The organism is Streptomyces clavuligerus (genome assembly GCF_005519465.1).
Lineage (GTDB): Bacteria > Actinomycetota > Actinomycetes > Streptomycetales > Streptomycetaceae > Streptomyces > Streptomyces clavuligerus.
In genome coordinates, this window is the sequence record NZ_CP027858.1 from 2,452,783 (window position 1) to 2,476,343 (window position 23,561).

The following is a 23,561-nucleotide window of genomic DNA, read 5'->3' on the forward strand; positions in this document are numbered from 1 at the left end:
CGTCTGTTGCCGACAGCTCCCACCGGCTCTCACGATACGTGTATCGGTTCAGCCTTTGGGCTTGAACGTGGTGAACGCCGTGGTGCGGATCTTCTCGCACTCCGGCTTGTTCCAGTCGGCCGCCGGGCAACTGATCATGATCGCGTAGCCGCGCCCGCCGTCGACCTTGAAGCCCCGGTTGAGCACCCGGACGCGCTCACCGCCCTGGGTGCGCTCGAACTCCCAGTCGGCGACCGTCGGATAGCCGTTGAACTCGACCTCCTTCACCCCGATATGACGGTATTGGCTGCTGGAGCCGCGGACGCCCGGCACGGCGGCGTTCCACGCGGCGGCGGCATCGTCGCCGGGGGTGGCGGTGAAGTCGACCTGGACCCGGGGGAAGCCGCCGTTCTCGCTGTAGACGCCGCCGGAGCCCTGCCCGGCGACCTTGGTCATACGGAAGCCCTCGGGCATCGCGAGCTGGAAACGGAACCGGTCGTTCGAGACCTGCTGGAACCCCTCGGGGACCCCGCCCGGCTTCCCGGCCTCATCCCCGGCGTCCTTCTCCGCCGCCTCCTCCTCTTCCTTCCCGTCCGTTCCGTCCTTCTCGTCCTTCTCGGTGTTCTCGGTGTTCTCGGTGTCTTTCCCGGTCCCTGTGCCGCCCTGCCCTTCGCCGGTCCCACCGGGGGTGTCGCCCGTGCCCTCGCCACCGGACGCGGCCGGGCTGCCCGGCCCGCCGTCGGGGGTGGCGTCCGAACCCGACGAGGCGGTGACCCCGGCGGAGTCGGCCGTCTCCTTCTTGCCCCCGTCGCCCGCGCCCTTGTCCTCGGGGCCGATCGTCAGATAGAGCACGGTGGCCGCGACGGCGAGCGCCACCACGACCGCGATGATCACCATCGTGCGCCGGGGCACCACATCGGTGAGCGGGGCACGCACCGGGGCGGCCCGCTGCACGGGCGGCACCGGGGGCATCGGAGCGGGCTGTCCCGGCGCGCGGGACACCGGACCGGCTCCCACGGGACCGACGGGGCGCGGCGGCGCCGGCCGCCGGGGCGGCACCGGTCGCGTCAGGGGCGCGGCGGGCGGCGGCGGGATCGGCGGCAGCGCCATCGCCCGGGTGGCGTCCACCGGCGGCTCGGGGCGCACGGGCGTGTCCGGCGCGGACAGCGCCTTGGTGAGCAGGGCACGGGCGCCCGCGTCGTCCAGACGCAGGGCCGGGTCCTTCGCGAGCAGGCCGTAGATGACCTCCTCCAGCGGGCCCGCGTTCCCCGGCGGGTCCAGGGGCTCGGTCATCACGGCGGTCAGGGTCGCGATCGCCGACCCCTTGTCGTAGGGCGGGCAGCCCTCCACGCTCGCGTACAGCAGCCCGCCGAGCGACCAGAGGTCGGCGGCGGGGCCGGGCCGGTGGCCCCGGGCCCGCTCCGGCGAGATGTACGAGGGGGCGCCGACGAGCATGCCGGTGGAGGTGATGGACGGGTCGCCCTCGACCTGGGCGATGCCGAAGTCGGTGAGCACCACCCGGCCCTCGTCGGCGATGAGCACGTTGGAGGGCTTCACATCGCGGTGCAGGATGCCCTGGCGGTGTGCCGCGCGCAGCACGTCGAGGATGGCGAGTCCGACCTCGGCGGCCCTGCGGGGCGTCAGGGTGCCGTCCTCCCGGATGACTTCGGCGAGGGACCGGCCCTCGACCAGCTCCATCACGATCCAGGGGCGGTCGTCCTCGTCGACGACGTCGAAGACCGTCACCGCGTTGTTGTTGCGAATCCGGGCGATCGCCTTGGCCTCGCGGAGGGTGCGGGTGATGAGGCGGCGCTTCTCCTCCTCGTCGATGCTGTTGGGGAAGCGCAGTTCCTTGACGGCGACGGTCCGTCCCAGGGTCTCGTCCTCGGCCCGCCAGACGGTGCCCATGCCGCCGCGCCCGAGGACCGCGCCGAGGCGGTAGCGCCCGGCGAGCAGCCGCCCTTCGGAGACCTGGCCGCCGCCGGTGTCGCCGCCCCTGGCGCCCCGGGCCTCCCCGGTGCCGCGCGCCGGGGTCCCGGACCCGGGTGCGCTCCGCCCGGTGGCCGCGCCGGACCCGGTGGCGGACGCCTGGCGTCCGCCGGTGGCGCCCCGCTCCCCGGACCGTGCGCCCGCGGGCTCCCTGCCGTCCGCCTGCCGGGGCAGCAGGGCTCCCGCGGCCGGGCGGCCGACGGGGTGGGGCGCCGCCGCCGTGCTGTCCGGGTCCTCCGGCTCAACCCCGGGCCGCACGCCCGCGTCTGTACCGGCGTCAGCACCGCCGGCCGCGGTCCGTCCGCCGGGCGTCCCCGGTCCCGAGTCCCCCCGGGCCCCTCCGGACGTCTCGCCGGTCCGCTCCGGCCCTGGAGCGGTGGACTTGTCCTGCTGGGGCTTTCGCGACTGCTCCGCCTCCGACATGCGTCCCCTCTGCGATCCCTGGATCTTCGCCCGCGCCTGCCGCTCCCGCGCGATGCGGTAACACGCCTTGGCAGAGCCATCATTGTCCCTCACTCCGGGACGGGTGTTTCTTCCGGGTCCGCGGACCACCGGTGCGCACCGGAAGGTTGAGGGGTACACCATGCCAGGCGCACCGGGCCCGGGCCGGACCGTACCGACCCCTGGAACACGGCCCGCCGGGCCCGGCGCCCGCCCGGTCCGGACCGGGCGTGGACGCGGCCCTGACCCTGCCGGGGGCCGGTACGCGGGGGCGTCAGAGCGGGACGATGTCGGGCGCCCCCAACCGGGCCGCGTCCGCCGTCAGATCGTCGGGCTGGCGCTGCGACTCGCGCTCGGCCTCCACCCGCTTCTCGTAGTGGGCGACCTCCTTGTCGATCTGCTCCGGCCCCCACCCCAGCACCGGGGCCATCAACTCGGCGCACTCCCGGGCGCAGCGGGTGCCCCGGTCGAAGGTCTCGATCGAGATCCGGGTGCGCCGGGTGAGCACATCGTCGAGATGGCGGGCGCCCTCGTGCGAAGCGGCGTAGACGACCTCGGCCCGCAGATAGTCGTCGGCGCCGGTCAGCGGCTCGCCGAGGGAGGCGTCGGCCTTGATGAGCGCGATCAGCTCGTCGATCAGTGAGCCGAACCGGTTGAGCAGATGTTCGACACGGGCCACATGGATGCCGGTGCGCTCGGCGATCCGCGCCCGGGCGTTCCACAGCGCGGCGTAGCCCTCGGCCCCGGCGAGCGGCACATTCTCGGTGACACAGGGGGCGACCCGCTGGTCGAGGCCGTGCACGGCCTCGTCGACGGCGTCCTTGGCCATCACCCGGTAGGTGGTGTACTTGCCGCCCGCGACCACCACGAGGCCCGGCACCGGGTGGGCGACGGTGTGCTCGCGGGAGAGCTTGCTCGTGGCGTCCGACTCCCCGGCGAGCAGCGGGCGCAGCCCGGCGTAGACCCCCTGGACGTCGTCCCGGGTCAGGGGGACGGCCAGGACCGAGTTGACGTGCTCCAACAGATAGTCGATGTCGGCGCTGGAGGCGGCGGGGTGCGCCTTGTCCAGGTCCCAGTCGGTGTCCGTGGTGCCGACGATCCAGTGCCGCCCCCAGGGGATGACGAACAGCACGGACTTCTCGGTGCGCAGGATCAGCCCGGTGGTGGAGTGGATGCGGTCCTTGGGCACCACCAGATGGATGCCCTTGGAGGCACGGACATGGAACTGGCCGCGCTCACCGATCAGCGCCTGGGTGTCGTCGGTCCACACCCCGGTCGCGTTCACGATCTGCTTGGCGCGGATCTCGTACTCCCCACCGGTCTCGACGTCCTGCACCCGGGCGCCGACGACCCGCTCGCCCTCGCGGAGGAAGCCGATGACCCGGGCCCGGCTGGCGACCTGGGCGCCATAGCTCGCGGCGGTCCTGACCAGGGTGGCCACATAGCGGGCGTCGTCCATCTGGGCGTCGTAGTACTGGAGCGCCCCGACGAGGGCCTCCCGTTTGAGGCAGGGCGCGACCCTGAGCGCCTGCCGCCGGGAGAGGTGCCGGTGGACGGGCAGCCCCCGGCCGTGGCCCGAGGAGACCGACATGGCGTCGTACAGCGCGACACCCGATCCCGCGTACAGCCGCTCCCAGCCCTGGTGCTGGAGGGGATAGAGGAACGGCACCGGCTTGACCAGGTGCGGCGCGAGCCGCTCCAGCAGGAGGCCGCGCTCCTTCAGGGCCTCGCGCACCAGGGCGAAGTCCAGCATCTCCAGATAGCGCAGACCGCCGTGGATGAGCTTGCTGGAGCGGCTGGAGGTGCCCGAGGCCCAGTCCCTGGCCTCGACGAGGCCGGTGGCCAGGCCCCGGGTCACCGCGTCCAGCGCGGTGCCCGCGCCGACCACTCCGGCCCCGACGACCAGCACGTCCAGCTCGCGCTCGGCCATGGTGGTGAGCGCCCGCACCCGCTCCTTCGGCCCCAGTGTCGCTGTCTTCACCGCACTTGCCTCCCGTCGCCCCCGTGTACCCCTGCCCGGTGCCCCGCACGGCATGGCCGGCACGGCACGGACCCGGTCCGCCCGAACAGACTTCGCGACAGGGAACTCGCGATCGGGCTCACAACATCGATTCTGTCCGCAGTCAACGACTTCAGCCACCGCCTGTGGACAACACTCGGCCCGCCACGCTCCGATAATGCGGCATATCGGTCATATTTACGCCTAGTGTGACATTGCGCTGCGCCCGTTTCGCCCACAGGGCTTGCGTGAAAGCTCCCCTCCGGCTATAGGCGGCTCAGGGAAGGACGACCCCCACCCATGCCCGCAGACCTCGTCGTCATCGGACTCGGACACCACGGCCTGCCCCTCGCCCAGGCCGCCGTGGCCGCCGGGATCTCGACCATCGGCTACGACCCCGACCCCCGGCAGCTCAGCGAACCCGCCGCCGGGCGCACCCCCGCCGACATCCGCCGGATGGTGTCCGGGGGCTTCCGCACGGTCACCGACCCGGCGGCCCTCGGCCGCGTCCGCACCGCCGCCCTCTGCGCCCCCACCCCGCTCGGCCCGGACCGGGCGCTCGACCTCGGCCCGCTCACCGAGGCCACCCGCGCGCTCGCCGCCCGGATGCGCCCGTACACCACCGTCGTGGTGGAGTCCGCCGTCCAGCCCGGGACGACCGAGGCGGTGCTGCGCCCCATCCTGGAGGAGGGCTCGGGGCTCAGGGCCGGACGGGACTTCCATCTCGCGTACTCGCCCGGCCGGGTCGACCCGGGCCGCCGCAGCCACGACTACGCCCGCACCCCCAAGGTCATCGGCGGACTCACCCCGGCCTGCACCGAGGCGGCAGCCGCGTTCTACGGACGGCTCACCGAGAAGGTCGTCCGCGCCCGGGGCCTGCGCGAGGCCGAGACCGTCAAGGTCCTGGAGACCAACTTCCGCCATGTGAACATCGCCCTCGTCAACGAGATGGCGGTGCTCTGCCACGACCTCGGGATCGACCTCTGGGACGTGATCCGCTGCGCCGAGACCAAGCCGTACGGCTTCCAGTCCTTCCGCCCCGGGCCCGGCGTCGGCGGCCACACCGTCCCGCTGGACCCGGGCACCCTCCCCTACAGCGGGCGCACCCCCGGCCACCCGCTGCGGATGGTCGGCCTCGCCCAGGAGATCAACGACCGGATGCCGCAGTACGTCATCCAGCGCTGCGCCACCCTCCTGAACGAACACGGAAAGTCGGCGCGCGGCGCGCGGGTGCTGCTCCTGGGCGTCACCTACAAGCCCGATCTGCCGGATCTCGCGGGCTCCCCGGCCACCACCGTCGCCCGTCGGCTGATGGAGCTGGGCGCGGCGGTCAGCTACCACGACCCGCACGTCCCGCACTGGCGGGTGCACGAGCAGCCCGTACCCCGCGCGGACTTCGTCTACGAGACGGCGGCCGAGGCCGACCTCACCGTGCTGCTCCAGCCGCACCGCACCTATGACCTGCAAGGACTCGCCGTGAAGGCCCAGCTGCTGCTGGACACCCGGGGCGTGGTCCCCTCGGGCGCCGCCCACCGCCTCTGAGCCACTGCCCCGAGGGCCCCGGGAACGGCGCGAGGGGCCCGGTCACCGTCGGACGACGGTGACCGGGCCCCTCGACGGGTACGGCGGCGGAGGCTCAGCGGCGGTGCTGCGAGTCCGCGACGGTCACCTCGACCCGCTGGAACTCCTTCAGCTCGCTGTAGCCGGTGGTGGCCATCGCGCGGCGCAGCGCCCCGAAGAAGTTCATCGAGCCGTCCGGGGTGTGCGAGGGGCCCGTCAGGACCTCCTCGGTGGTGCCCACGATGCCGAGGTCGACCAGCTTGCCGCGCGGCACGTCCTCGTGGACGGCCTCCATGCCCCAGTGCCGTCCCCGGCCGGGCGCGTCGGTGGCGCGGGCCAGCGGGGAGCCCACCATCACGGCGTCGGCGCCGCAGGCGACGGCCTTGGGCAGATCGCCGGACCAGCCCACTCCGCCGTCGGCGATCACGTGGACATAGCGGCCGCCGGACTCGTCCATGTAGTCCCGGCGGGCGGCGGCCACGTCCGCCACCGCGGTGGCCATCGGCACCTGGATGCCGAGCACATTGCGCGTGGTGTGGGCGGCGCCGCCGCCGAAGCCGACGAGGACACCCGCCGCGCCCGTGCGCATCAGGTGCAGCGCGGCCGTGTAGGTGGCGCAGCCGCCGACGATGACCGGGACGTCCAGCTCGTAGATGAACTGCTTCAGGTTCAGCGGCTCGGCGGCGCCGGAGACGTGCTCCGCGGAGACGGTGGTGCCGCGGATGACGAAGATGTCCACCCCGGCGTCGACCACGGCCTTGGAGAACTGCGCGGTCCGCTGCGGGGAGAGCGCGGCGGCGGTGATCACACCCGAGTCGCGCACCTCCTTGATCCGCTGCCCGATCAGCTCCTCCTTGATCGGAGCCGCGTAGATCTCCTGGAGACGGCGGGTCGCGGTCTCGACGGGCAGCTCGGCGATCTCGTCGAGCAGCGGCTGCGGGTCCTCGTACCGCGTCCACAGGCCCTCCAGGTTGAGCACCCCGAGGCCGCCCAGCTCACCGATGCGGATCGCGGTCTGCGGGGAGACCACGGAGTCCATCGGGGCAGCGAGGAAGGGAAGGTCGAAGCGGTAGGCGTCGATCTGCCAGGCGATCGAGACCTCCTTCGGGTCCCGGGTACGCCTGCTGGGAACGACGGCGATGTCATCGAACGCGTACGCCCTGCGACCGCGCTTGCCGCGCCCGATCTCGATCTCAGTCACCTTGTGTGGCCTTTCCCTCTACGTTGGCGTCTACCAGTATCCCCGACGCGTACGACAGGGGCTCTTTCCACCCATACGGCACCTCCGCCCGCCCGCGGGGGCCGGGTCCGGCGGAGCCGGGGGCAGGCACACGGCGGGGGCGGCCCGGTGGAATCCCGGGCCGCCCCCGTGCGCGCGATGGGGCGGCTGCCGCCGGTGGCGGTGTGCCGCCGCCGTCACTTCCTGCTGTAGGCCGCCGTCACTTCCGGCTGTAGTTGGGCGCCTCGACGGTCATCTGGATGTCGTGCGGGTGGCTCTCCTTGAGCCCCGCCGAGGTGATCCGGACGAAGCGGCCCCGGTCCTGGAGCTCGGGCACGGTGCGTCCGCCGACGTAGAACATCGACTGCCGCAGACCGCCCACGAGCTGGTGCACCACGGCCGACAGCGGACCGCGGTAGGGCACCTGGCCCTCAATGCCCTCGGGCACCAGCTTCTCGTCGGAGGCGACGCCCTCCTGGAAGTAGCGGTCCTTGGAGAACGAGCGCTGGTCGCCGCGGGACTGCATGGCGCCCAGCGAGCCCATGCCCCGGTACGACTTGAACTGCTTGCCGTTGATGAACAGCAGCTCGCCCGGGGACTCCTCGCAGCCCGCGAGCAGCGAGCCGAGCATCACCGTGTCGGCACCGGCGACCAGGGCCTTGGCGATGTCGCCGGAGTACTGGAGCCCGCCGTCGCCGATGACCGGGACACCGGCCGCCTTGGCCGCGAGGGACGCCTCGTAGATCGCGGTGACCTGCGGCACTCCGATACCGGCGACCACCCGGGTGGTGCAGATCGAGCCGGGGCCCACGCCCACCTTGATGCCGTCGACACCGGAGTCGATCAGCGCCTGGGCGCCGTCGCGGGTGGCGATGTTGCCGCCGATGACATCGACGCCGGAGGAGTTCGACTTGATCTTGGCGACCATGTCGCCGACCAGCCGGGAGTGGCCGTGGGCGGTGTCCACGACGATGAAGTCGACACCGGCCTCGATCAGCGCCTGGGCCCGCTCGAAGGCGTCACCGGCGACACCCACGGCCGCGCCGACGACCAGCCGGCCGTTCTTGTCCTTGGCGGCGTTGGGGTACTGCTCGGCCTTGACGAAGTCCTTGACCGTGATCAGGCCCTTGAGCACACCGGCCTCGTCGACCAGCGGCAGCTTCTCGATCTTGTGGCGGCGGAGCAGCTCCATGGCGTCCACACCGGAGATCCCGACCTTGCCGGTGACCAGCGGCATCGGGGTCATGACCTCGCGCACCTGACGGCTGCGGTCGGACTCGAAGGCCATGTCACGGTTGGTGACGATGCCCAGCAGCCTGCCGGAGCGGTCGGTGACCGGGACGCCGCTGATGCGGAACTTCGCGCACAGCTCGTCGGCCTCGCCAAGGGTCGCCTCGGGGTGCACCGTGATCGGGTCCGTGACCATGCCGGACTCGGAGCGCTTGACCAGGTCGACCTGGTTGGCCTGGTCGGCGATGGAGAGATTGCGGTGCAGCACCCCCGCGCCGCCCTGCCGGGCCATGGCGATGGCCATGCGGGACTCGGTGACCTTGTCCATCGCCGCGGAGAGCAGCGGGATGTTCACCTTGACGTTCCTCGACAGGTACGAGGAGGTGTCGATCTGGTCGGGAGCCATCTCCGAGGCGCCCGGCAGCAGCAGCACATCGTCGTAGGTCAGCCCGAGTGTCGCGAATTTCTCGGGCACTCCGTCGACGTTGGTCATGACACCTTCCCCAAATGGCCTTGATCGGTGCGGATGTCCATGCTAACGGCCTGAGGCCCCGACTCATTCCACAAACAAGATCGCCCGGCCGGTTTGTGGGTTGATACACATACCGCCGGGTCGGTGCGCGGGGCGCCCCGCCGGCCGCCGGGGCCGGACGGGGCTACTGCTCGGCGAGCGCGCGCAGCCTGCTCAGGGCGCGGTGCTGGGCGACCCGGACCGCGCCCGGGGACATGCCCAGCATCTGTCCGGTCTCCTCCGCCGTCAGCCCGACCGCGACCCGCAGCACCAGCAGCTCGCGCTGGTTCTCCGGCAGATTGGCCAGCAGCTTGCGGGCCCACTCGGCGTCGTCGCTGAGCAGGGCGCGCTCCTCCGGGCCGAGGGAGTCGTCGGGCCGCTCGGGCATCTCGTCGGAGGGGACGGCCGTCGATCCGGGGTGGCGCATGGCGGCCCGCTGGAGATCGGCGACCTTGTGCGTGGCGATCGCGAAGACGAACGCCTCGAAGGGCCTGCCGGTGTCCCGGTAGCGGGGCAGGGCCATCAGGACGGCGACACAGACCTCCTGGGCCAGATCCTCCACGAAGTGGCGCGCGTCACCGGGCAGCCGGTTGAGCCGGGTGCGGCAGTAGCGCAGCGCGAGCGGGTGGACATGCGCGAGGAGGTCGTGCGTGGCTTGCTCGTCTCCCTCGACGGCACGGTGAACGAGTGCACCGATCACCGTGGTGTTGTCGTCACGCATCGGTCCATGGTGCCTTGGTGGCCGCTGATCCGTGGCACCGTGTCCCATGTTGTGCACCGAAGCGTTATGAGCAGGTGCGCCGGAACTCATGGCCTGCGCCCTCCCCTTCCGCTCGCCGGACTCGTCCCCGAGGAACTCCACATCTCAAGGATGCGGCATCACGCCGGAAACGGACGCGTACGGTCGTCAGCTCCTCGCCGCTCCCCGCCCACCGTACGGGCGGGCGGGGTCCGGGGGGCGCTGTGCCCGCACCCCCCGGGCCGGTCGTCCGCCGGGGGTTCCGCCCTGAGGGGCCGGTCTCCGGGGGCTTCGCCCTGGGGGGTGTCTAGCGGACCAGACCCCAGCGGAATCCGAGCGCCACGGCGTGGGCCCGGTCCGAGGCCCCCAGCTTCTTGAAGAGCCGCCGGGCGTGGGTCTTGACCGTGTCCTCGGAGAGGAAGAGCTCCCGGCCGATCTCGGCGTTGGAGCGGCCGTGGCTCATTCCTTCGAGCACCTGGATCTCCCGCGCGGTGAGCGTGGGCGCGGCTCCCATCTCGGCCGAGCGCAGCCGCCGGGGGGCGAGCCGCCAGGTGGGGTCGGCGAGCGCCTGGGTGACCGTCGCGCGCAGCTCGGCGCGGGAGGCGTCCTTGTGCAGATAGCCCCGGGCCCCGGCGGCGACGGCCAGCGCCACCCCGTCGAGGTCCTCGGCGACGGTGAGCATGATGATCCGGGCGCCGGGGTCGGCCGAGAGCAGCCGCCGCACGGTCTCGACGCCGCCCAGTCCGGGCATGCGCACGTCCATGAGGATCAGATCCGAGCGGTCGGCGCCCCAGCGGCGGAGGACTTCCTCGCCGTTGGCCGCGGTCGTCACACGCTCGACACCGGGCACGGTCGCGACCGCGCGGCGGAGTGCTTCTCGGGCGAGCGGGGAGTCGTCACAGACGAGGACGGATGTCATGGCCGTCCTCCGCAGCTGATGCGCGTCACGTTGTGCCTCCAGGCTGGGTACGTGTCTTCACCTGTGCGGTTGAACGCTCCGGACATGTGACCGAGCGCTGTCGCTTCAACCGCCTCCGCACTACCAACGACGGTCACTCGAAAGAGTTACGGGTCGGCCCGCACTCTTCGGCACTCCGCGCGAGGAGGCCCGCTACCAGGGGGGAACGGTTCTTCACACCTCAGGCATGCCCCATTTAGCGGCTTTTCTTCACTTTGGGTGGTGTCTATGGCTAGATTCGCAATGAATCATATTTACATCTACTTACACATTAGATGTACGGTCGTGGGGCAGTGTGCGGGTGCCGGGTACGGCCCGTATCCCCGCCCGCGCGCGACCTGACCGATCCGCTCAGCACGGTTTCAACGGTTTCAAGGGGCAAGCGCCATGGCAGATTTCTCCCGCCTTCCCGGACCCAACGCCGATCTGTGGGACTGGCAGCTCCTCGCGGCCTGCCGCGGTGTGGACAGTTCGCTCTTCTTCCACCCCGAGGGCGAGCGGGGCGCGGCGCGCAGCGCCCGGGAGAACTCGGCGAAAGAGGTGTGCATGAGGTGCCCGGTACGCGCGGAGTGCGCGGCGCACGCGCTGGCGGTGCGGGAGCCGTACGGCGTGTGGGGCGGGCTGACCGAGGACGAGCGCGAGGAGCTGATGGGCCGCGCCAGGCACCGGCTGGTCCCGGCGACGAACGGAGCGCCGAACAGGACGTCCGACGGCGCGCCGAACGGGCACTCCGGCGGCGCGTCCGGCGGGACGGCGGCGGACCGGGCCGGGGCCGCGGGCGCGGCGGAGCCGGTCCGTACCGCCGGGGCCGCGGCGCGGACCGCGGGAACGGCGGGACACGCCCAGGGCTGAGCGTCCTCACCGCCGCGCCGGACTCCGGAGAAACGTTCCTGCCCATCCCCACCCACCCCCGCTGACCCCGCCGGGCCCCGCTGGCCCCCGCCGGGCCCTGCCCACCCCCGGGCACGCGCCCGGGGCCGGGGCACCGGCGCTCAGCGGGAGGCGGCCAGGGCGAGCTGGTCCAGGGTGGCGGCGACCGCCGGGACCTGGGAGAGGTCCGGCAGGGTCAGGGCGACGATCTCCCGCACCACGGGCGGCTCCACCGCGACGGCGCGCGCCCCCTTGGGACGTACCGACTCCAGCGCGAGACCGGGCAGCACCGCGACCCCGAGTCCCGCCCCCACCAGCCCGATCACCGTCGGATAGTCGTCGGTGGCGAAGTCGATACGGGGGGCGAACCCGGCCGACTCGCACACCTCCACGAGCTGTCGGCGGCAGCGCGGGCAGCCCGCGATCCAGGGCTCGTCGGCGAGGTCGTCGATGGTCACGGTGTCCGCGCCGGCCAGCCGGTGGCCCTCCGGGACCAGCCCGACGAGCCGGTCGGACAGCAGGGGCCGCACCACCAGGTCCCCCCACTCCGCCTCGCGCTCGGCGCCCGCGTAACGGAAGGCCAGCGCCACATCGCAGTCGCCCTCGCGCAGCATCTCCACCGAGCGCGGCGGCTCCGCCTCCACCAGGGAGACCCGGGTACCCGGGTGGGCGGCCCGCAGCGCGGCGAGCGCGGAGGGCACCAGGGTGGAGCTGCCGCTCGGGAACGAGACGAGCCGCACCCGGCCCGCGCGCAGCCCGGCGATGGCCGCGACCTCCTCCTCGGCCGCCGTCAGCCCGGCGAGGATGCCGGAGGCGTGGCGCACCAGCACCTCACCGGCCTGGGTCAGCCGCATCTCACGGCCCGTGCGGATCAGCAGCGGGGTGCCCGCCGAGGTCTCCAGGGCCTTCATCTGCTGGCTCACGGCGGGCTGGGTGCAGCCCAGGGCGCGGGCGGCGGCGGAGAAGGAACCGGTGGTGGCCACGGCACGCAGCACACGGAGATGACGGGCTTCGATCACCCCTTGAGTATAAGTGACGCTTGGGGGTCGAATTAATTAATGGCTGGGGCATTTGAGATCGTCGGGTTTAGCGTGGGGTCATGAGAATTCTGACCGTGAATGTGGGCAGCACCCGGCCGGTGGAGTACAGCGACCGCCCCTCCGCCATCGACAAACGCCCCGTCGAGGGCGCCGTCCAGGTGGCCGACCCCGGACCGAGCGGCGTCGGCGGCAGCGGTCTCGCCGGGGACATGATCGGCGATCTGCGCCACCACGGCGGCTCGGACCAGGCGGTGTACGCGTTCGCCCGGGAGGATCTCGACGCGTGGCAGCGCGAGCTGGGCCGCCCCCTGCACAACGGGATCTTCGGCGAGAATCTGACCACCGAGGGCCTGGAGGTCAGCGAGGCCCTGATCGGCGAGCGCTGGCGGATCGGCGACCGGCTGGTCCTGGAGGTCACGGACGGCCGCATGCCGTGCCGTACGTTCCAGGGCTGGATGGGTGAGCCGGGCTGGGTCCGGCGGTTCACCCAGCGGGCCAGGTCCGGGGCGTATCTGCGGGTCATCGAGCCCGGCGAGGTCCGGGCGGGCGACCCGGTGCAGATCGTGCACCGGCCGGACCACACGGTGACGGCGGCCATGGGCTTCCGGGCCGCGACCACCGAGCGCACACTGCTCCCCGAGGTCCTGGCGGCGGGCGACGCGCTCCATGAGGATCTGCGGCGAATCGCGCGTGAATATGTCGCGAAGTACGGCCGCCCCTGACCGTCCATCGCCAACGGGCACTACGGTTTCCCCTATGACGACCGCATTGATCACGGGAGCGACCGCGGGCATCGGCGCCGCGTTCGCACGGCGGCTCGCCGCCGACGGACACAACCTGGTGCTGGTGGCACGCGACACCAAGAGGTTGCAGGCACAGGCCACCGAGCTGCACGACCGGCACGGCGTCGAAGTGGAGGCGCTCACCGCCGACCTCTCCACGGAGGACGGGATCAACCAGGTCGAAAAGCGGCTCGGGGACCGCCGTGACGGAGTGGACCTGCTGGTCAACAACGCCGGTTTCGGCAACAAGGGCCGCTTCCTCGAAGTCTCCATGGCCGATGAGCTGACCATGCTGAAGGTGCACTGCGAGGCGGTGCTGCGGCTCACGGCCGCGGGCACGGAGGCGATGCGGGAGCGCCACCGGGGCGCCGTGATCAATGTGGCGTCCGTGGCCGCCTTCGTCCCCCGGGGCACCTACGGCGCCTCCAAGGCATGGGTCGTCTCCTTCACCCAGGGCGCCGCCAGGGACCTGGCCGGTTCCGGGGTACGGCTGATGGCGCTCTGCCCCGGTTTCGTCCGGACGGAGTTCCACCAGCGCGCCGGGATGGGCACCGACAACATCCCCGGATGGCTGTGGCTGGACGCCGACAAGCTGGTGGGCGCCGCGCTCACCGACCTCTCCCGGGGGAAGACCGTCTCCGTCCCCGACCCCCGCTACAAGGCGCTGACCGGACTGGCGAAGCTGGCGCCGCGCGGAGTGCTGGGCGGGATCAGCTCCCGGGCCGGACGCAAGTACGGGCCGCAGCAGTAGCGGAAGCGGTACGCCGCGCCGCGCCCGCCCACAGGCGTACGGCACCGGCCGCACGGGCAGCCGTCCTCCATGGAGCACGCGGAGCACGCCGGGCATGTGGAGCACGCGGCACACACAGGGCACACGAGGCACACGGGGCGGGGGGAGCGGGTCGCCCACGGGCCCGACGGCGACCGGCCCGAGGTGCTGCTCGCCATGGGCCCCGGAGTCGCGGAGCGGCTGTTCACGGCGGAGCAGCGGGCCCGGCTGACCGCCCTGGTCCGGACCGATCCGGGGCTGACCGCCCATGACCTGACCGCGCCGACCCCCGCCGTCGCCGCCGCGCTGTCCACCGCTGACGCCCTGCTGACCTGCTGGGGAGCCCCGGTGATCGGCTCCGCGGCGCTCGCCGCCGCCCCCCGGCTGCGGGCCGTCGTCCACGCCGCCGGGTCCGTGCGCCACCATGTCACCGCCGCCTGCTGGGACCGCGGGATCGCCGTCTCGTCGGCCGCGTCCGCGAACGCCCTCCCGGTGGCCGAGTACACCCTCGCCGCCATCCTCCTCGCGGGCAAACGCGTCCTGGAGTCGGCCCGGCGCTACACCCGGGCACGCACCCGCCCCGACTGGCGGCAGGCCCCCGCCGACCTGGGCAACTACCGCCGCACGGTGGGCATCGTCGGCGCCTCCCGGGTCGGTCGGCGGGTGATCGGACTGCTGCGCCCCTTCGATCTGCGGGTGCTGCTGTACGACCCGTGCACCGGCGACGCGGAGGCGGCGGCGCTGGGGGTGCGCCGGACCGGTCTCGACGAGCTGTGCGGGAGCAGCGACATCGTCTCGGTGCACGCCCCGGAGCTGCCGGAGACCTTCCATCTGATCGACGGTCCCCGGCTGGCGCTGATGCGGGACGGGGCGACGTTGATCAATACCGCCCGGGGCTCGCTCGTCGACGAGGGGGCGCTGCTGGCGGAGCTGGTGTCGGGGCGGCTGTCCGCGGTGCTCGATGTGACCGACCCCGAGCCCCCGGCCCCGGACTCCCTGCTCTACACCCTGCCGAACGTGCTGCTGACCCCGCATGTCGCGGGCTCTCTCGGGGGCGAGGTGCACCGGCTGGCGGAACGGGCCCTGGACGAGCTGGAGCGGTTCGCGCGGGGGCTGCCCTTCGCCTCGCCGGTGCGCCGCGACGAGCTGCGGTACGGCGCCTGAGCCGGGCGCGCCCGGAGCCGGGGGCCGGAAAAACGGGACCGGCCCGGTGCCCCCGCGACGGGGGCACCGGGCCGGTCGGAGCCACTGACTCCGGTATCCGCTCCGGCGGGGCCTCGGCGGCCCCTGGGCGGTCCGGTCCTCAGTGGGTCATCCGGTCCTCAGTGGGAGTGGCCGTGACCGTGGCCCGCGTCCGCCGGCTCCTCTTCCTTCTTCTCGACGACCAGGGTCTCGGTCGTGAGCAGCAGGGAGGCGATGGAGGCGGCGTTCTCCAGGGCGGAACGGGTGACCTTGACCGGGTCGATGACACCGGCCTTGACCAGGTCGCCGTACTCGCCGGAGGCGGCGTTGTAGCCCTGGCCCTTCTCCAGCTCGGCGACCTTGGAGACGATGACGTAGCCCTCCAGGCCGGCGTTCTCGGCGATCCAGCGCAGCGGCTCGACGGCGGCGCGGCGGACGACGGCGACACCGGTGGCCTCGTCGCCCTCCTTGCCGAGGTTGCCCTCCAGCACCTTCACGGCGTGGACGAGCGCGGAGCCACCACCGGAGACGATGCCCTCCTCGACCGCGGCGCGGGTCGCGGAGATGGCGTCCTCCAGACGGTGCTTCTTCTCCTTCAGCTCCACCTCGGTGGCGGCGCCGACACGGATCACGCAGACACCGCCGGCCAGCTTGGCCAGGCGCTCCTGGAGCTTCTCGCGGTCCCAGTCCGAGTCGGTGGTCTCGATCTCGGCCTTGATCTGGGCGACGCGGGCCGCGACGTCCTCGGAGCTGCCGCCACCGTCGACGATGGTGGTGTCGTCCTTGGTGATGGTGACGCGGCGGGCGGTGCCCAGCACGTCCAGACCGGCCTGGTCGAGCTTGAGGCCGACCTCCTCGGCGATGACGGTGGCACCGGTGAGGATGGCCATGTCCTGGAGCATCGCCTTGCGGCGGTCGCCGAAGCCGGGGGCCTTGACGGCCACGGCGTTGAACGTGCCGCGGATCTTGTTCACGACGAGGGTGGACAGGGCCTCGCCCTCGACGTCCTCGGCGATGATCAGCAGCGGCTTGGAGCCACCCGCCTGGATGACCTTCTCCAGCAGCGGCAGCAGGTCCTGGATCGCGGAGATCTTGCCCTGGTTGATGAGGATGTACGGGTCCTCCAGGACGGCCTCCATCCGCTCCTGGTCGGTGACCATGTACGGGGAGAGGTAGCCCTTGTCGAAGGCCATGCCCTCGGTGAAGTCCAGCTCCAGACCGAAGGTGTTGGACTCCTCGACGGTGATGACGCCGTCCTTGCCGACCTTGTCCATGGCCTCGCCGACCAGCTCGCCGACCTGCGTGTCCTGCGCGGAGAGCGCGGCGACGGCGGCGATGTCGGACTTGTCCTCGATCGGACGGGCGGTCGCGAGAAGCTCCTCGGAGACGGCCTTGACCGCGGCGTCGATGCCCTTCTTCACGGAGGCCGGGGAGGCGCCCGCGGCGACGTTGCGCAGACCCTCGCGGACCAGCGCCTGGGCCAGCACGGTGGCGGTGGTGGTGCCGTCACCCGCGATGTCGTTGGTCTTGGTCGCCACCTCCTTCACGAGCTGGGCGCCCAGGTTCTCGTACGGGTCCTCGATCTCCACCTCGCGGGCGATCGTCACACCGTCGTTGGTGATGGTGGGGGCACCGAACTTCTTGTCGATGACGACATTGCGGCCCTTGGGGCCGATGGTCACCTTGACGGTGTCGGCGAGCTTGTTGACGCCGCGCTCAAGGGCGCGACGGGCGTCCTCGTCGAACTTCAGGATCTTCGCCATGGGAGCGTCTCAGTCCTCTTCGTGATACGAACCGCTAGACAAACATCGCGCCCCCGGCGCCCGGATGGTGTCATTCGGCGGGGCCAGGGGCGCGATGTACGAAAAACTGGGGTGAATTACTTCTCGATGATCGCGAGCACGTCGCGGGCCGAGAGGACGAGGTACTCCTCGCCGCTGTACTTCACCTCGGTGCCGCCGTACTTGCTGTAGAGCACGACGTCGCCGACCTGGACGTCGAGCGGCAGGCGCTCGCCGTTCTCGAAACGGCCCGGGCCCACGGCGAGGACGACGCCCTCCTGGGGCTTCTCCTTCGCGGTGTCCGGGATGACCAGGCCGGAGGCCGTGGTCTGCTCGGCGTCGAGCGGCTGGACCACGATGCGGTCCTCGAGCGGCTTGATGGCAACCTTGGAGCTGGTGGTCGTCACGATCCGACCTCCCCCTTCGGAGATCTCACGGGGTTAACTGTCTGAGGTGGCGACCAGGTCGATCCGTCGTCGCGGGTGCCGGACCTGCCCGTCGCTGTGTTGGCACTCTCCTGTGGGGAGTGCCAGAGCGAGACTATGACCGCGCTTAGCACTCGGTCAAGCGGAGTGCCAGATACGACCCCCTGGCGTCACCCCGGACGGACGCGCCCGGCCCCTCCGGCCGCCGCCGGCCCGCCCCCCGCCGGGCCCTCCCGGGCGCCCTCAGACGTAGTCCTCCAGCCGGGCCACCGCGTATCCCTTCTCCGTGACGGTCCGCATGACCTGGCGGATCATGTCGGGCATGGTGCCGTCCCACTCGTCCGTCCCCCGGAAGTGGGTGAGGATGATGTCCCCGGGGTGCAGATCCCGGTCCCACTCCCGCCACTCCATGCGGTCGGGGAACGCCTCCGCCGCCCAGAGCGGCACGGCCTTGATCCCGCACGCCTTGGCCGCGCGCAGGGTGTCCTGGTTGTAGTTCCCGTACGGCGGGCGGAAGAGCGGCGGGCGCTGCCCGTACCGCCGGGCGAGCCGGTCCTGCTGGCCGCAGATCTCCCGTTTCTGCGCGGCGTAGTCGAGACCGGGCATATAGCGGTGGTTCAGGGTGTGGTTGTGCAGGGCGGTGCCCCGGTCGCGCATCTCCTGGAAGTACGGATAGTCGTCGCTGATCAGGTAGTCGCTGAGGAACGAGCTGTACGGGATCTGGAGCTCGGACATCATCCGCAGCAGCTCCGGGTCCTTCTCCCGGCCGTCGTCGATGGTGAGGAAGACGACCCGTTCGGTCACCGGGACGGTGGTGAAGACCGGCGGCAGCGTGTCGTGGCCCGCCACCTCGAAGCCCGCCCGGGTGGTCAGCTCCGGCTTGGCGGCGGGCGGCGGGGGTGCGACGAGCGGGACCCGGTCCAGCCCCCATTTCGCCGCCGCCGCGGCCCGCAGCGCCTGGGTCCGGCGGGCCCGCTCGGCCCTGTCGACCGGCGACCCGGGCGGCCCCGCCTGCCGCCGCGCCGCCTGCGGGCCGGGGGCGCCGCCGCCCGCGCCGTCCCCGGCCGTGCACGCGGACGTGGCGAGGGCGGCGAGCAGCGCGGCGGCAGCGGCGGCGGTCCTGCGCCGTTTCACCCGTCTGAGCTTTGCGGTATTTTTTTCCTTTTGTCTGTTCAGCTTCATGGCGCTCGATCCTGGCAGGACACCGGCGCCCGGCCGCTCCGACACCGCCACCGGAAGCGGACCGTCCCCCGGCTGGCCCACAATGGCCGGGTGAACGACCTCTCCCCGCTCCTCACCGACGAGGGCCAGGCCCTGCTGGGCACCCTGCGCGACCACGACCCCGCGCGGGAACTGGCGATCGCCACCCGGCTGCGCCGCACCCACCCGGCCGAGCTGGTGTCCGCGGCGATCGGGCAGGCCCGGCTGCGACAGCGCGCGGTGGCGAAATTCGGCGCCGAGGACGCGCACCGCATGTACTTCACCCCCCACGGCGTCGAACAGGCGACACGGAAGGCCGTCGCCGAATACCGCGCCGGACGCTTCGCCGCACTCGGGGTACGCTCCGTCGCCGACCTGTGCAGCGGCATCGGCGGAGACGCGATCGCGCTCGCCCGCGCGGGCATCCGGGTCCTGGCCGTGGACCGCGACCCGCTGACCGCGTCCGTGGCCCGCGCCAACGCCCGCGCCCTCGGGCTCACGGAACTGATCGAGGTACGCGAAGCCGACGTCACCGAGGTCGACACCACGGCATACGACGCCGTCTTCGTCGACCCGGCCCGCCGCGGCGGCCGGGGCCGCATCTTCGACCCCGAGTCCTACTCCCCTCCCCTGTCCTGGGCCATCGCCTCCGCCCGCACCCGCCCCCACGCCGCACTGAAAATCGCCCCCGGAGTGCCGCACGAACTCGTCCCCGACGACTTCGCCGCGGAATGGATCTCGTACGAGGGAGACGTCAAGGAAGCCGTGCTGTGGTCGGGCACCGAACCCGGCACCGTACGGGCCACGCTGCTCCCCGGCGGACACTCACTCACCGGACGGCGACTGCCCGACCCGCCGGTACGGCCCGTCGGCCGCTACCTGTACGAACCGGACGGCGCGGCGATCCGGGCCCACCTCGTCGCCGAGATCGCCGAAGAGCTGAACGGCGGGCTCATCGACGCGACCATCGCCTACATCACCTCCGACGAGGCACACCCCGGGCCGCCGTTCACCACCGCGTACGAGATCACGGATGTACTCCCGTTCCATCTGAAGAACCTCAAAGCACTGGTACGCGAACGGGAGATCGGCACCCTGACCGTGAAAAAACGCGGCTCCGCGGTGGAACCGGAAGAAGTCCGCCGCCGCGTCAAGCCCAAGGGGCCGAACATGGCGACGGTCTTCCTCACCAGGGTCGACGGCGCCCCAAGCATGCTCATCGGACAGCCCCTTTCTTTGTGGCTCGGTTCGCCTCCGGGGCGCTGAAGCGTGCGCCGACGGTCGACCGTGCTCGGCCGCTCGTTCCTCACGGCCTGCGCGCGCTCTCCACTTTCGGCACCCGCGGCACCCCTTCGGCTCACTCGCCCCGAGGACAAGGCAGACGTCCAGCCCAAAAACACAGGGGCGAGGCAAACGCCCGGCCCAAGAGCCCACGAGGCGGGGGCCTGCTCTCTGCTCCCGGCACCCGCGGCACCCCTTCGGCTCACCCGCCGCAGGACGGAGGCGGACGCCCGGCCCAAGAGCCAGGGGCGCGCGCTCCGCTCCCGGCAGCCACGCGTCCCCACGGCCCACTCACCCGCAGGGCCAAGGCAAACAGCCGGCCCAGGGACGGGGCAGGGGCAGAGGGTGAGGGCGCACGCGCCCCGGGGAACCGTCCCGGGGCGGGGCGGTGGTCCGCTCACGCACGGGGCGGGAGCAGCCGTTCAGCGCGGGTCAGCAGCAGGGAGCGTTCGGCGGCGTTGCGGGTGAGGGTGGCGGCGCGGTGGAGTTCGGCGCGGGCCTCCGTGGTGCGGCCGAGGCGGGCGAGGAGGTCGGCGCGGACGCTGGGCAGCAGATGGTAGTCGCGCAGCGCGGGCGCCTCGGCGAGGGCGTCGACGAGGGCCAGGGCCGCCCCGGGCCCCTCGGACATGGAGACGGCGACCGCGCGGTTGAGTTCGACCACCGGGGAGGGGGCGACCCGGGCGAGCTGCCCGTACAGCGCCGCGATGGTGGCCCAGTCGGTGTCCTCGTACCGCGGCGCCCGCGCGTGGCACGCCGCGATGGCCGCCTGGAGCAGATAGGGGCCGGGCGCCTCGGCCCGTTCCCTGCCGCGTTCGAGCGCGAGGAAGCCCCGGCGGATGAGGAGCCGGTCCCAGCGGGCGCGGTTCTGGTCGGCGAGCAGCACCGGCTGCCCGTCCGGGCCGGTGCGCGCGGCGGTGCGGGACGCCTGGAGCTCCAGCAGCGCGGCCAGCCCGTGCGCCTCCGGCTCCTGCGGGACGAGCCCCGTGAGCACCCGGGCCAGACGGGTCGCGTCCTCGCAGAGCGCGGGGCGCAGCCAGTCGTCGCCCGCCGTGGCGGAGTAGCCCTCGTTGAAGATCAGGTAGATGACCTCCAGGACGGAGCCGAGCCGGGCGGCGCGCTCCTGGCCGTAGGGCACCTCGAAGGGGACGCCCGCGCCCGCGAGGGTGCGTTTGGCGCGCACGATCCGCTGGGCGACGGTCGGCTCGCGGGTGAGGAAGGCGCGGGCGATCTCCTCGGTGGTCAGCCCGCCGACGAGCCGGAGGGTGAGCGCGATCCGGGCGTCGGTGGAGAGCACCGGGTGGCAGGCGGTGAAGACGAGCCGCAGCACATCGTCGTCGATCCCGGCCGGGTCGGCGGGCTCCGGCGGGGGGATGTCCTCCAGCGCCCGTCCCACCTCGGCCAGCTTGCGCGCGTAGGTCTCCTTGCGCCGGACGAGATCGATGGCGCGGTGTTTCGCGGTGGCCATGAGCCAGGCGCCCGGGTTGTCCGGGACGCCTGACTCGGGCCAGCGTTCCAACGCGGCGACCAGGGCGTCCTGCGCGATCTCCTCGGCTATGCCGACATCGCGGACGATCCGGGTGACACCGGCGATGATCCGCGCCGACTCGATCCGGTAGACCGCTTCCACCGCGTTCGCTGCTGTCACCGGGCCATCAGAACACCCGCGCGAACGGGGGGCAAACAGCCGGACGGGGAGGTCAGCCCCCGACGATCTCCCGGACCTCGGAGGTGATCGTCCAGTACTCCTCGTGGACCTGGAGGAAGCGCTTGGTCCACTCGATGGCCTCGGCCTTGTCCTTGGCCTGGAGGATCGCGTACCCGCCGATGACCTCCTTGGACTCGGTGAACGGCCCGTCCGTGGAGCTGATCCGTCCGCCGGACCAGGTGACCCGGGTGCCCTCGGAGCTGGGTGCGAGCCCGGCGGTCTCCAGCATGACCCCGGCCTTGGTGATCTCTTGCAGAAGCTCCCCCATCCGCTGCTGCAAGCCCTCGCTGATGCCCTCGGCGGGGACGTTCTGCTCGTCGATGCGGATCAACGTCATGAAGCGCGGCATGGTGACTCCTCGGGTGGGGTGAGCCAGGGCCTTTCCCCGTCTCTCACCCCTGCGTCGAACGGGAGACCTGCGGATCGACATCTCCGCCGGAATCTTTCTGATTTTTTTCGCCGGGGTCCTCCGACGCGCCCCGGGACCTCCCCGGAAGCAGGACAAAAGCGAGCAGAGTCCCCAGCGCCAGCAGGGCCGCGCTCACCGCGTAGGCCGTCCGGTGCCCCGCCGCGAGGGCCGCCGGGTCCGTGCCGGAGCCGGTGGCGGAGGCGGCGAGGGTGACGAGGACGGCGAGCCCGAGGGAGCCGCCGAGCTGACGGGAGCTGCTGAGCAGCCCGGAGGCCATGCCCGCCTCGTCGGGCGCCACCCCGGTCACCGCCGCCGTGGCGAGCGGGACGAAGCTCATCCCGATGCCGACGCTGGCCAGCAGCGAGGGCGCCACGATGGAGTACAGGAAGGTCCCGTCGGGGGTGGCGGTGTACGCGAAGAGCGCGAGACCGGCCGTGCCGAGCAGCCCGCCCAGGGCCAGCAGATCGCGGGTGCCGGTCCGGGCGATCACCTTGGTCGCGATCACCGACCCGGTCACCACGCCCGCGCTGAACGGCAGGAAGGCCGCGCCCGTGGTCGCCGCGTCCCAGCCGAGCACCTGCTGCATATAGAGCGAGCAGAAGTAGAACGAGGCGAACTGGCCGGAGCAGAGCAGCAGTGTGAAGAGGTTCGCCCCGAGGACCGGGCGGACGCCGAACAGCCCGAGCCGCAGCAGCGGCAGCGGGGTGCGCCGCTCCACGGCGACGAACGCCGCGAGCAGGGCGAGGGCCGCGCCGAGCGGCAGCAGGGTCGCGGGGGAGCCCCAGGGCGTGCTCTCGGTGCGGACGACCGCGAGCACCAGCAGCGTCATCCCGGCGGTGACGAGCAGCGCGCCCGCGAGATCCAGCCGCGGGGCCGCCCCGGCACGGCGGCCGGGCAGCCGGGCGCGGCCGGTGGCGAACAGGGCGAGGAGCACGATGGGGACGTTCACCAGCATCACCGCGCGCCAGCCCGCCGCGTCGGTGAGCAGCCCCCCGGCGAGCACCCCGACGGCGCCGCCGAGCGCGCCCGCGACACCCCACAGGCCGAGCGCCCGCGAGCGGGCGGGCCCCTCGGGGAAGCTCAGGGTGACCAGCGCGAGGGCGACGGGCGAGACCGCCGCCGCGCCGACCCCCTGGGCGGCCCGGGCGGCGATCAGCGCGCCCGGGTCGGAGACCAGCCCGCCGACGAGGCTCGCCGCCCCGAAGAAAGCCAGGCCCGCGGGGAGTATCCGCCGTCCGCCGACGAGGTCGGCCAGGCGCCCGCCGAGCATCAGCAGCCCGCCGAAGGCCAGGGCGTACGCGCCCACGACCCATTGCAGCCCGCCGGGGCTGAAGCCGAGGTCGTCGCGCATGTCGGGCAGCGCCACGTTCACCACGGACACGTCCAGCGCCACCATGAACTGCACCAGGAGCACCGCCGTCAGCAGCCAGCCCGTGTCCCGATTCCGACCCTCCATCGGTGCCCTCCCCGCCTCGTGTCCCTCCGGCCCCCG

Annotated in this window: 18 protein-coding genes and 1 pseudogene; 6 read left to right on the forward strand and 13 right to left on the reverse strand. The window is 72.5% G+C overall.

The genetic code is table 11. From position 1 onward, the window contains the following. Positions 1 to 48 precede the first annotated feature (48 nt). Both CRV15_RS09935 and CRV15_RS09940 read right to left on the reverse strand, forming a co-directional pair. Entirely contained in the window at positions 49 to 2,391 is a 2,343-nt protein-coding gene (locus CRV15_RS09935; protein ID WP_009997329.1) for a serine/threonine-protein kinase, read from the reverse strand. 292 nt (positions 2,392 to 2,683) lie between these two features. After that, the gene (locus CRV15_RS09940) at positions 2,684 to 4,390 is read right to left on the reverse strand and encodes a glycerol-3-phosphate dehydrogenase/oxidase (RefSeq protein ID WP_003957121.1); all 1,707 of its coding nucleotides are present in this window, start codon (positions 4,388 to 4,390) and stop codon (positions 2,684 to 2,686) included. A 318-nt stretch (positions 4,391 to 4,708) separates the two neighbouring features. Here CRV15_RS09940 and CRV15_RS09945 point away from each other — a divergent pair, with 318 nt between their 5' ends. After that, positions 4,709 to 5,950 carry a nucleotide sugar dehydrogenase gene (locus CRV15_RS09945; protein WP_003957120.1) on the forward strand — a complete coding sequence of 414 codons (1,242 nt, stop codon included), beginning with the start codon at positions 4,709 to 4,711 and terminating at the stop codon, positions 5,948 to 5,950. Positions 5,951 to 6,044: 94 nt separating this feature from the next. Here CRV15_RS09945 and CRV15_RS09950 read toward each other — a convergent pair whose 3' ends face one another. The 4 genes from CRV15_RS09950 to CRV15_RS09965 all read right to left on the reverse strand — a co-directional run bounded on the left by CRV15_RS09950 (position 6,045) and on the right by CRV15_RS09965 (position 10,586). After that, positions 6,045 to 7,169 carry a GuaB3 family IMP dehydrogenase-related protein gene (locus tag CRV15_RS09950; RefSeq protein ID WP_003961532.1) on the reverse strand — a complete coding sequence of 375 codons (1,125 nt, stop codon included), beginning with the start codon at positions 7,167 to 7,169 and terminating at the stop codon, positions 6,045 to 6,047. Positions 7,170 to 7,407: 238 nt separating this feature from the next. Continuing rightward, positions 7,408 to 8,910: an IMP dehydrogenase gene (gene guaB / locus CRV15_RS09955; protein ID WP_003957118.1), complete on the reverse strand. Its 1,503-nt coding sequence runs from the start codon at positions 8,908 to 8,910 to the stop codon at positions 7,408 to 7,410. Positions 8,911 to 9,073: 163 nt separating this feature from the next. Beyond that, positions 9,074 to 9,649 carry a sigma-70 family RNA polymerase sigma factor gene (locus tag CRV15_RS09960; protein WP_003957117.1) on the reverse strand — a complete coding sequence of 192 codons (576 nt, stop codon included), beginning with the start codon at positions 9,647 to 9,649 and terminating at the stop codon, positions 9,074 to 9,076. 325 nt (positions 9,650 to 9,974) lie between these two features. Beyond that, a complete protein-coding gene (locus CRV15_RS09965) occupies positions 9,975 to 10,586 on the reverse strand; it encodes a response regulator transcription factor (RefSeq protein WP_003948568.1) in 612 nt (203 codons plus the stop codon). Positions 10,587 to 11,012: 426 nt separating this feature from the next. On the opposite strand from CRV15_RS09965, the pseudogene CRV15_RS09970 reads away from it, so the two are divergent. Next, positions 11,013 to 11,324 (forward strand): annotated as a pseudogene (locus tag CRV15_RS09970) (WhiB family transcriptional regulator); the annotation flags it as partial. A 293-nt stretch (positions 11,325 to 11,617) separates the two neighbouring features. Here CRV15_RS09970 and CRV15_RS09975 read toward each other — a convergent pair. Further along, the gene (locus tag CRV15_RS09975; protein WP_003961530.1) at positions 11,618 to 12,514 is read right to left on the reverse strand and encodes a LysR family transcriptional regulator; all 897 of its coding nucleotides are present in this window, start codon (positions 12,512 to 12,514) and stop codon (positions 11,618 to 11,620) included. Between the two features lie 80 nt (positions 12,515 to 12,594). Here CRV15_RS09975 and CRV15_RS09980 point away from each other — a divergent pair, with 80 nt between their 5' ends. From CRV15_RS09980 to CRV15_RS09990, 3 genes are all read left to right on the forward strand, one after another. Continuing rightward, positions 12,595 to 13,257, forward strand: coding sequence for an MOSC domain-containing protein (locus CRV15_RS09980; RefSeq protein WP_003957114.1), 663 nt, complete (start codon positions 12,595 to 12,597; stop codon positions 13,255 to 13,257). A 34-nt stretch (positions 13,258 to 13,291) separates the two neighbouring features. Continuing rightward, positions 13,292 to 14,068 (forward strand): SDR family NAD(P)-dependent oxidoreductase, encoded by a 777-nt coding sequence (locus tag CRV15_RS09985; RefSeq protein ID WP_003957113.1) that lies wholly within the window; start codon positions 13,292 to 13,294, stop codon positions 14,066 to 14,068. 69 nt (positions 14,069 to 14,137) lie between these two features. Continuing rightward, positions 14,138 to 15,250 carry a hydroxyacid dehydrogenase gene (locus CRV15_RS09990; RefSeq protein ID WP_003961529.1) on the forward strand — a complete coding sequence of 371 codons (1,113 nt, stop codon included), beginning with the start codon at positions 14,138 to 14,140 and terminating at the stop codon, positions 15,248 to 15,250. Between the two features lie 158 nt (positions 15,251 to 15,408). Here the strand turns inward: CRV15_RS09990 and groL are convergent, their stop codons facing one another. The 3 genes from groL to CRV15_RS10005 all read right to left on the reverse strand — a co-directional run bounded on the left by groL (position 15,409) and on the right by CRV15_RS10005 (position 18,608). Beyond that, on the reverse strand, positions 15,409 to 17,031 hold the full coding sequence (gene groL, locus CRV15_RS09995) for a chaperonin GroEL (protein WP_003957111.1): 1,623 nt from the start codon (positions 17,029 to 17,031) through the stop codon (positions 15,409 to 15,411). A gap of 116 nt (positions 17,032 to 17,147) precedes the next feature. Next, positions 17,148 to 17,456 (reverse strand): co-chaperone GroES, encoded by a 309-nt coding sequence (gene groES / locus CRV15_RS10000; RefSeq protein WP_003957110.1) that lies wholly within the window; start codon positions 17,454 to 17,456, stop codon positions 17,148 to 17,150. 261 nt (positions 17,457 to 17,717) lie between these two features. Then, positions 17,718 to 18,608, reverse strand: coding sequence for a polysaccharide deacetylase family protein (locus CRV15_RS10005; RefSeq protein WP_003957109.1), 891 nt, complete (start codon positions 18,606 to 18,608; stop codon positions 17,718 to 17,720). Between the two features lie 138 nt (positions 18,609 to 18,746). Here CRV15_RS10005 and CRV15_RS10010 point away from each other — a divergent pair, with 138 nt between their 5' ends. Next, complete coding sequence (locus tag CRV15_RS10010) at positions 18,747 to 19,940, forward strand: THUMP-like domain-containing protein (protein ID WP_003957108.1); 1,194 nt, start codon at positions 18,747 to 18,749, stop codon at positions 19,938 to 19,940. Positions 19,941 to 20,352: 412 nt separating this feature from the next. Here CRV15_RS10010 and CRV15_RS10015 read toward each other — a convergent pair whose 3' ends face one another. From CRV15_RS10015 to CRV15_RS10025, 3 genes are read right to left on the reverse strand one after another with little or no spacing between them, the layout of a single operon-like run. Further along, positions 20,353 to 21,600: an RNA polymerase sigma factor gene (locus CRV15_RS10015; RefSeq protein ID WP_003957107.1), complete on the reverse strand. Its 1,248-nt coding sequence runs from the start codon at positions 21,598 to 21,600 to the stop codon at positions 20,353 to 20,355. Between the two features lie 52 nt (positions 21,601 to 21,652). Next, positions 21,653 to 22,009 (reverse strand): YciI family protein, encoded by a 357-nt coding sequence (locus CRV15_RS10020; protein WP_003957106.1) that lies wholly within the window; start codon positions 22,007 to 22,009, stop codon positions 21,653 to 21,655. 43 nt (positions 22,010 to 22,052) lie between these two features. After that, positions 22,053 to 23,525, reverse strand: coding sequence for an MFS transporter (locus CRV15_RS10025; RefSeq protein ID WP_003957105.1), 1,473 nt, complete (start codon positions 23,523 to 23,525; stop codon positions 22,053 to 22,055). Positions 23,526 to 23,561 lie beyond the last annotated feature (36 nt).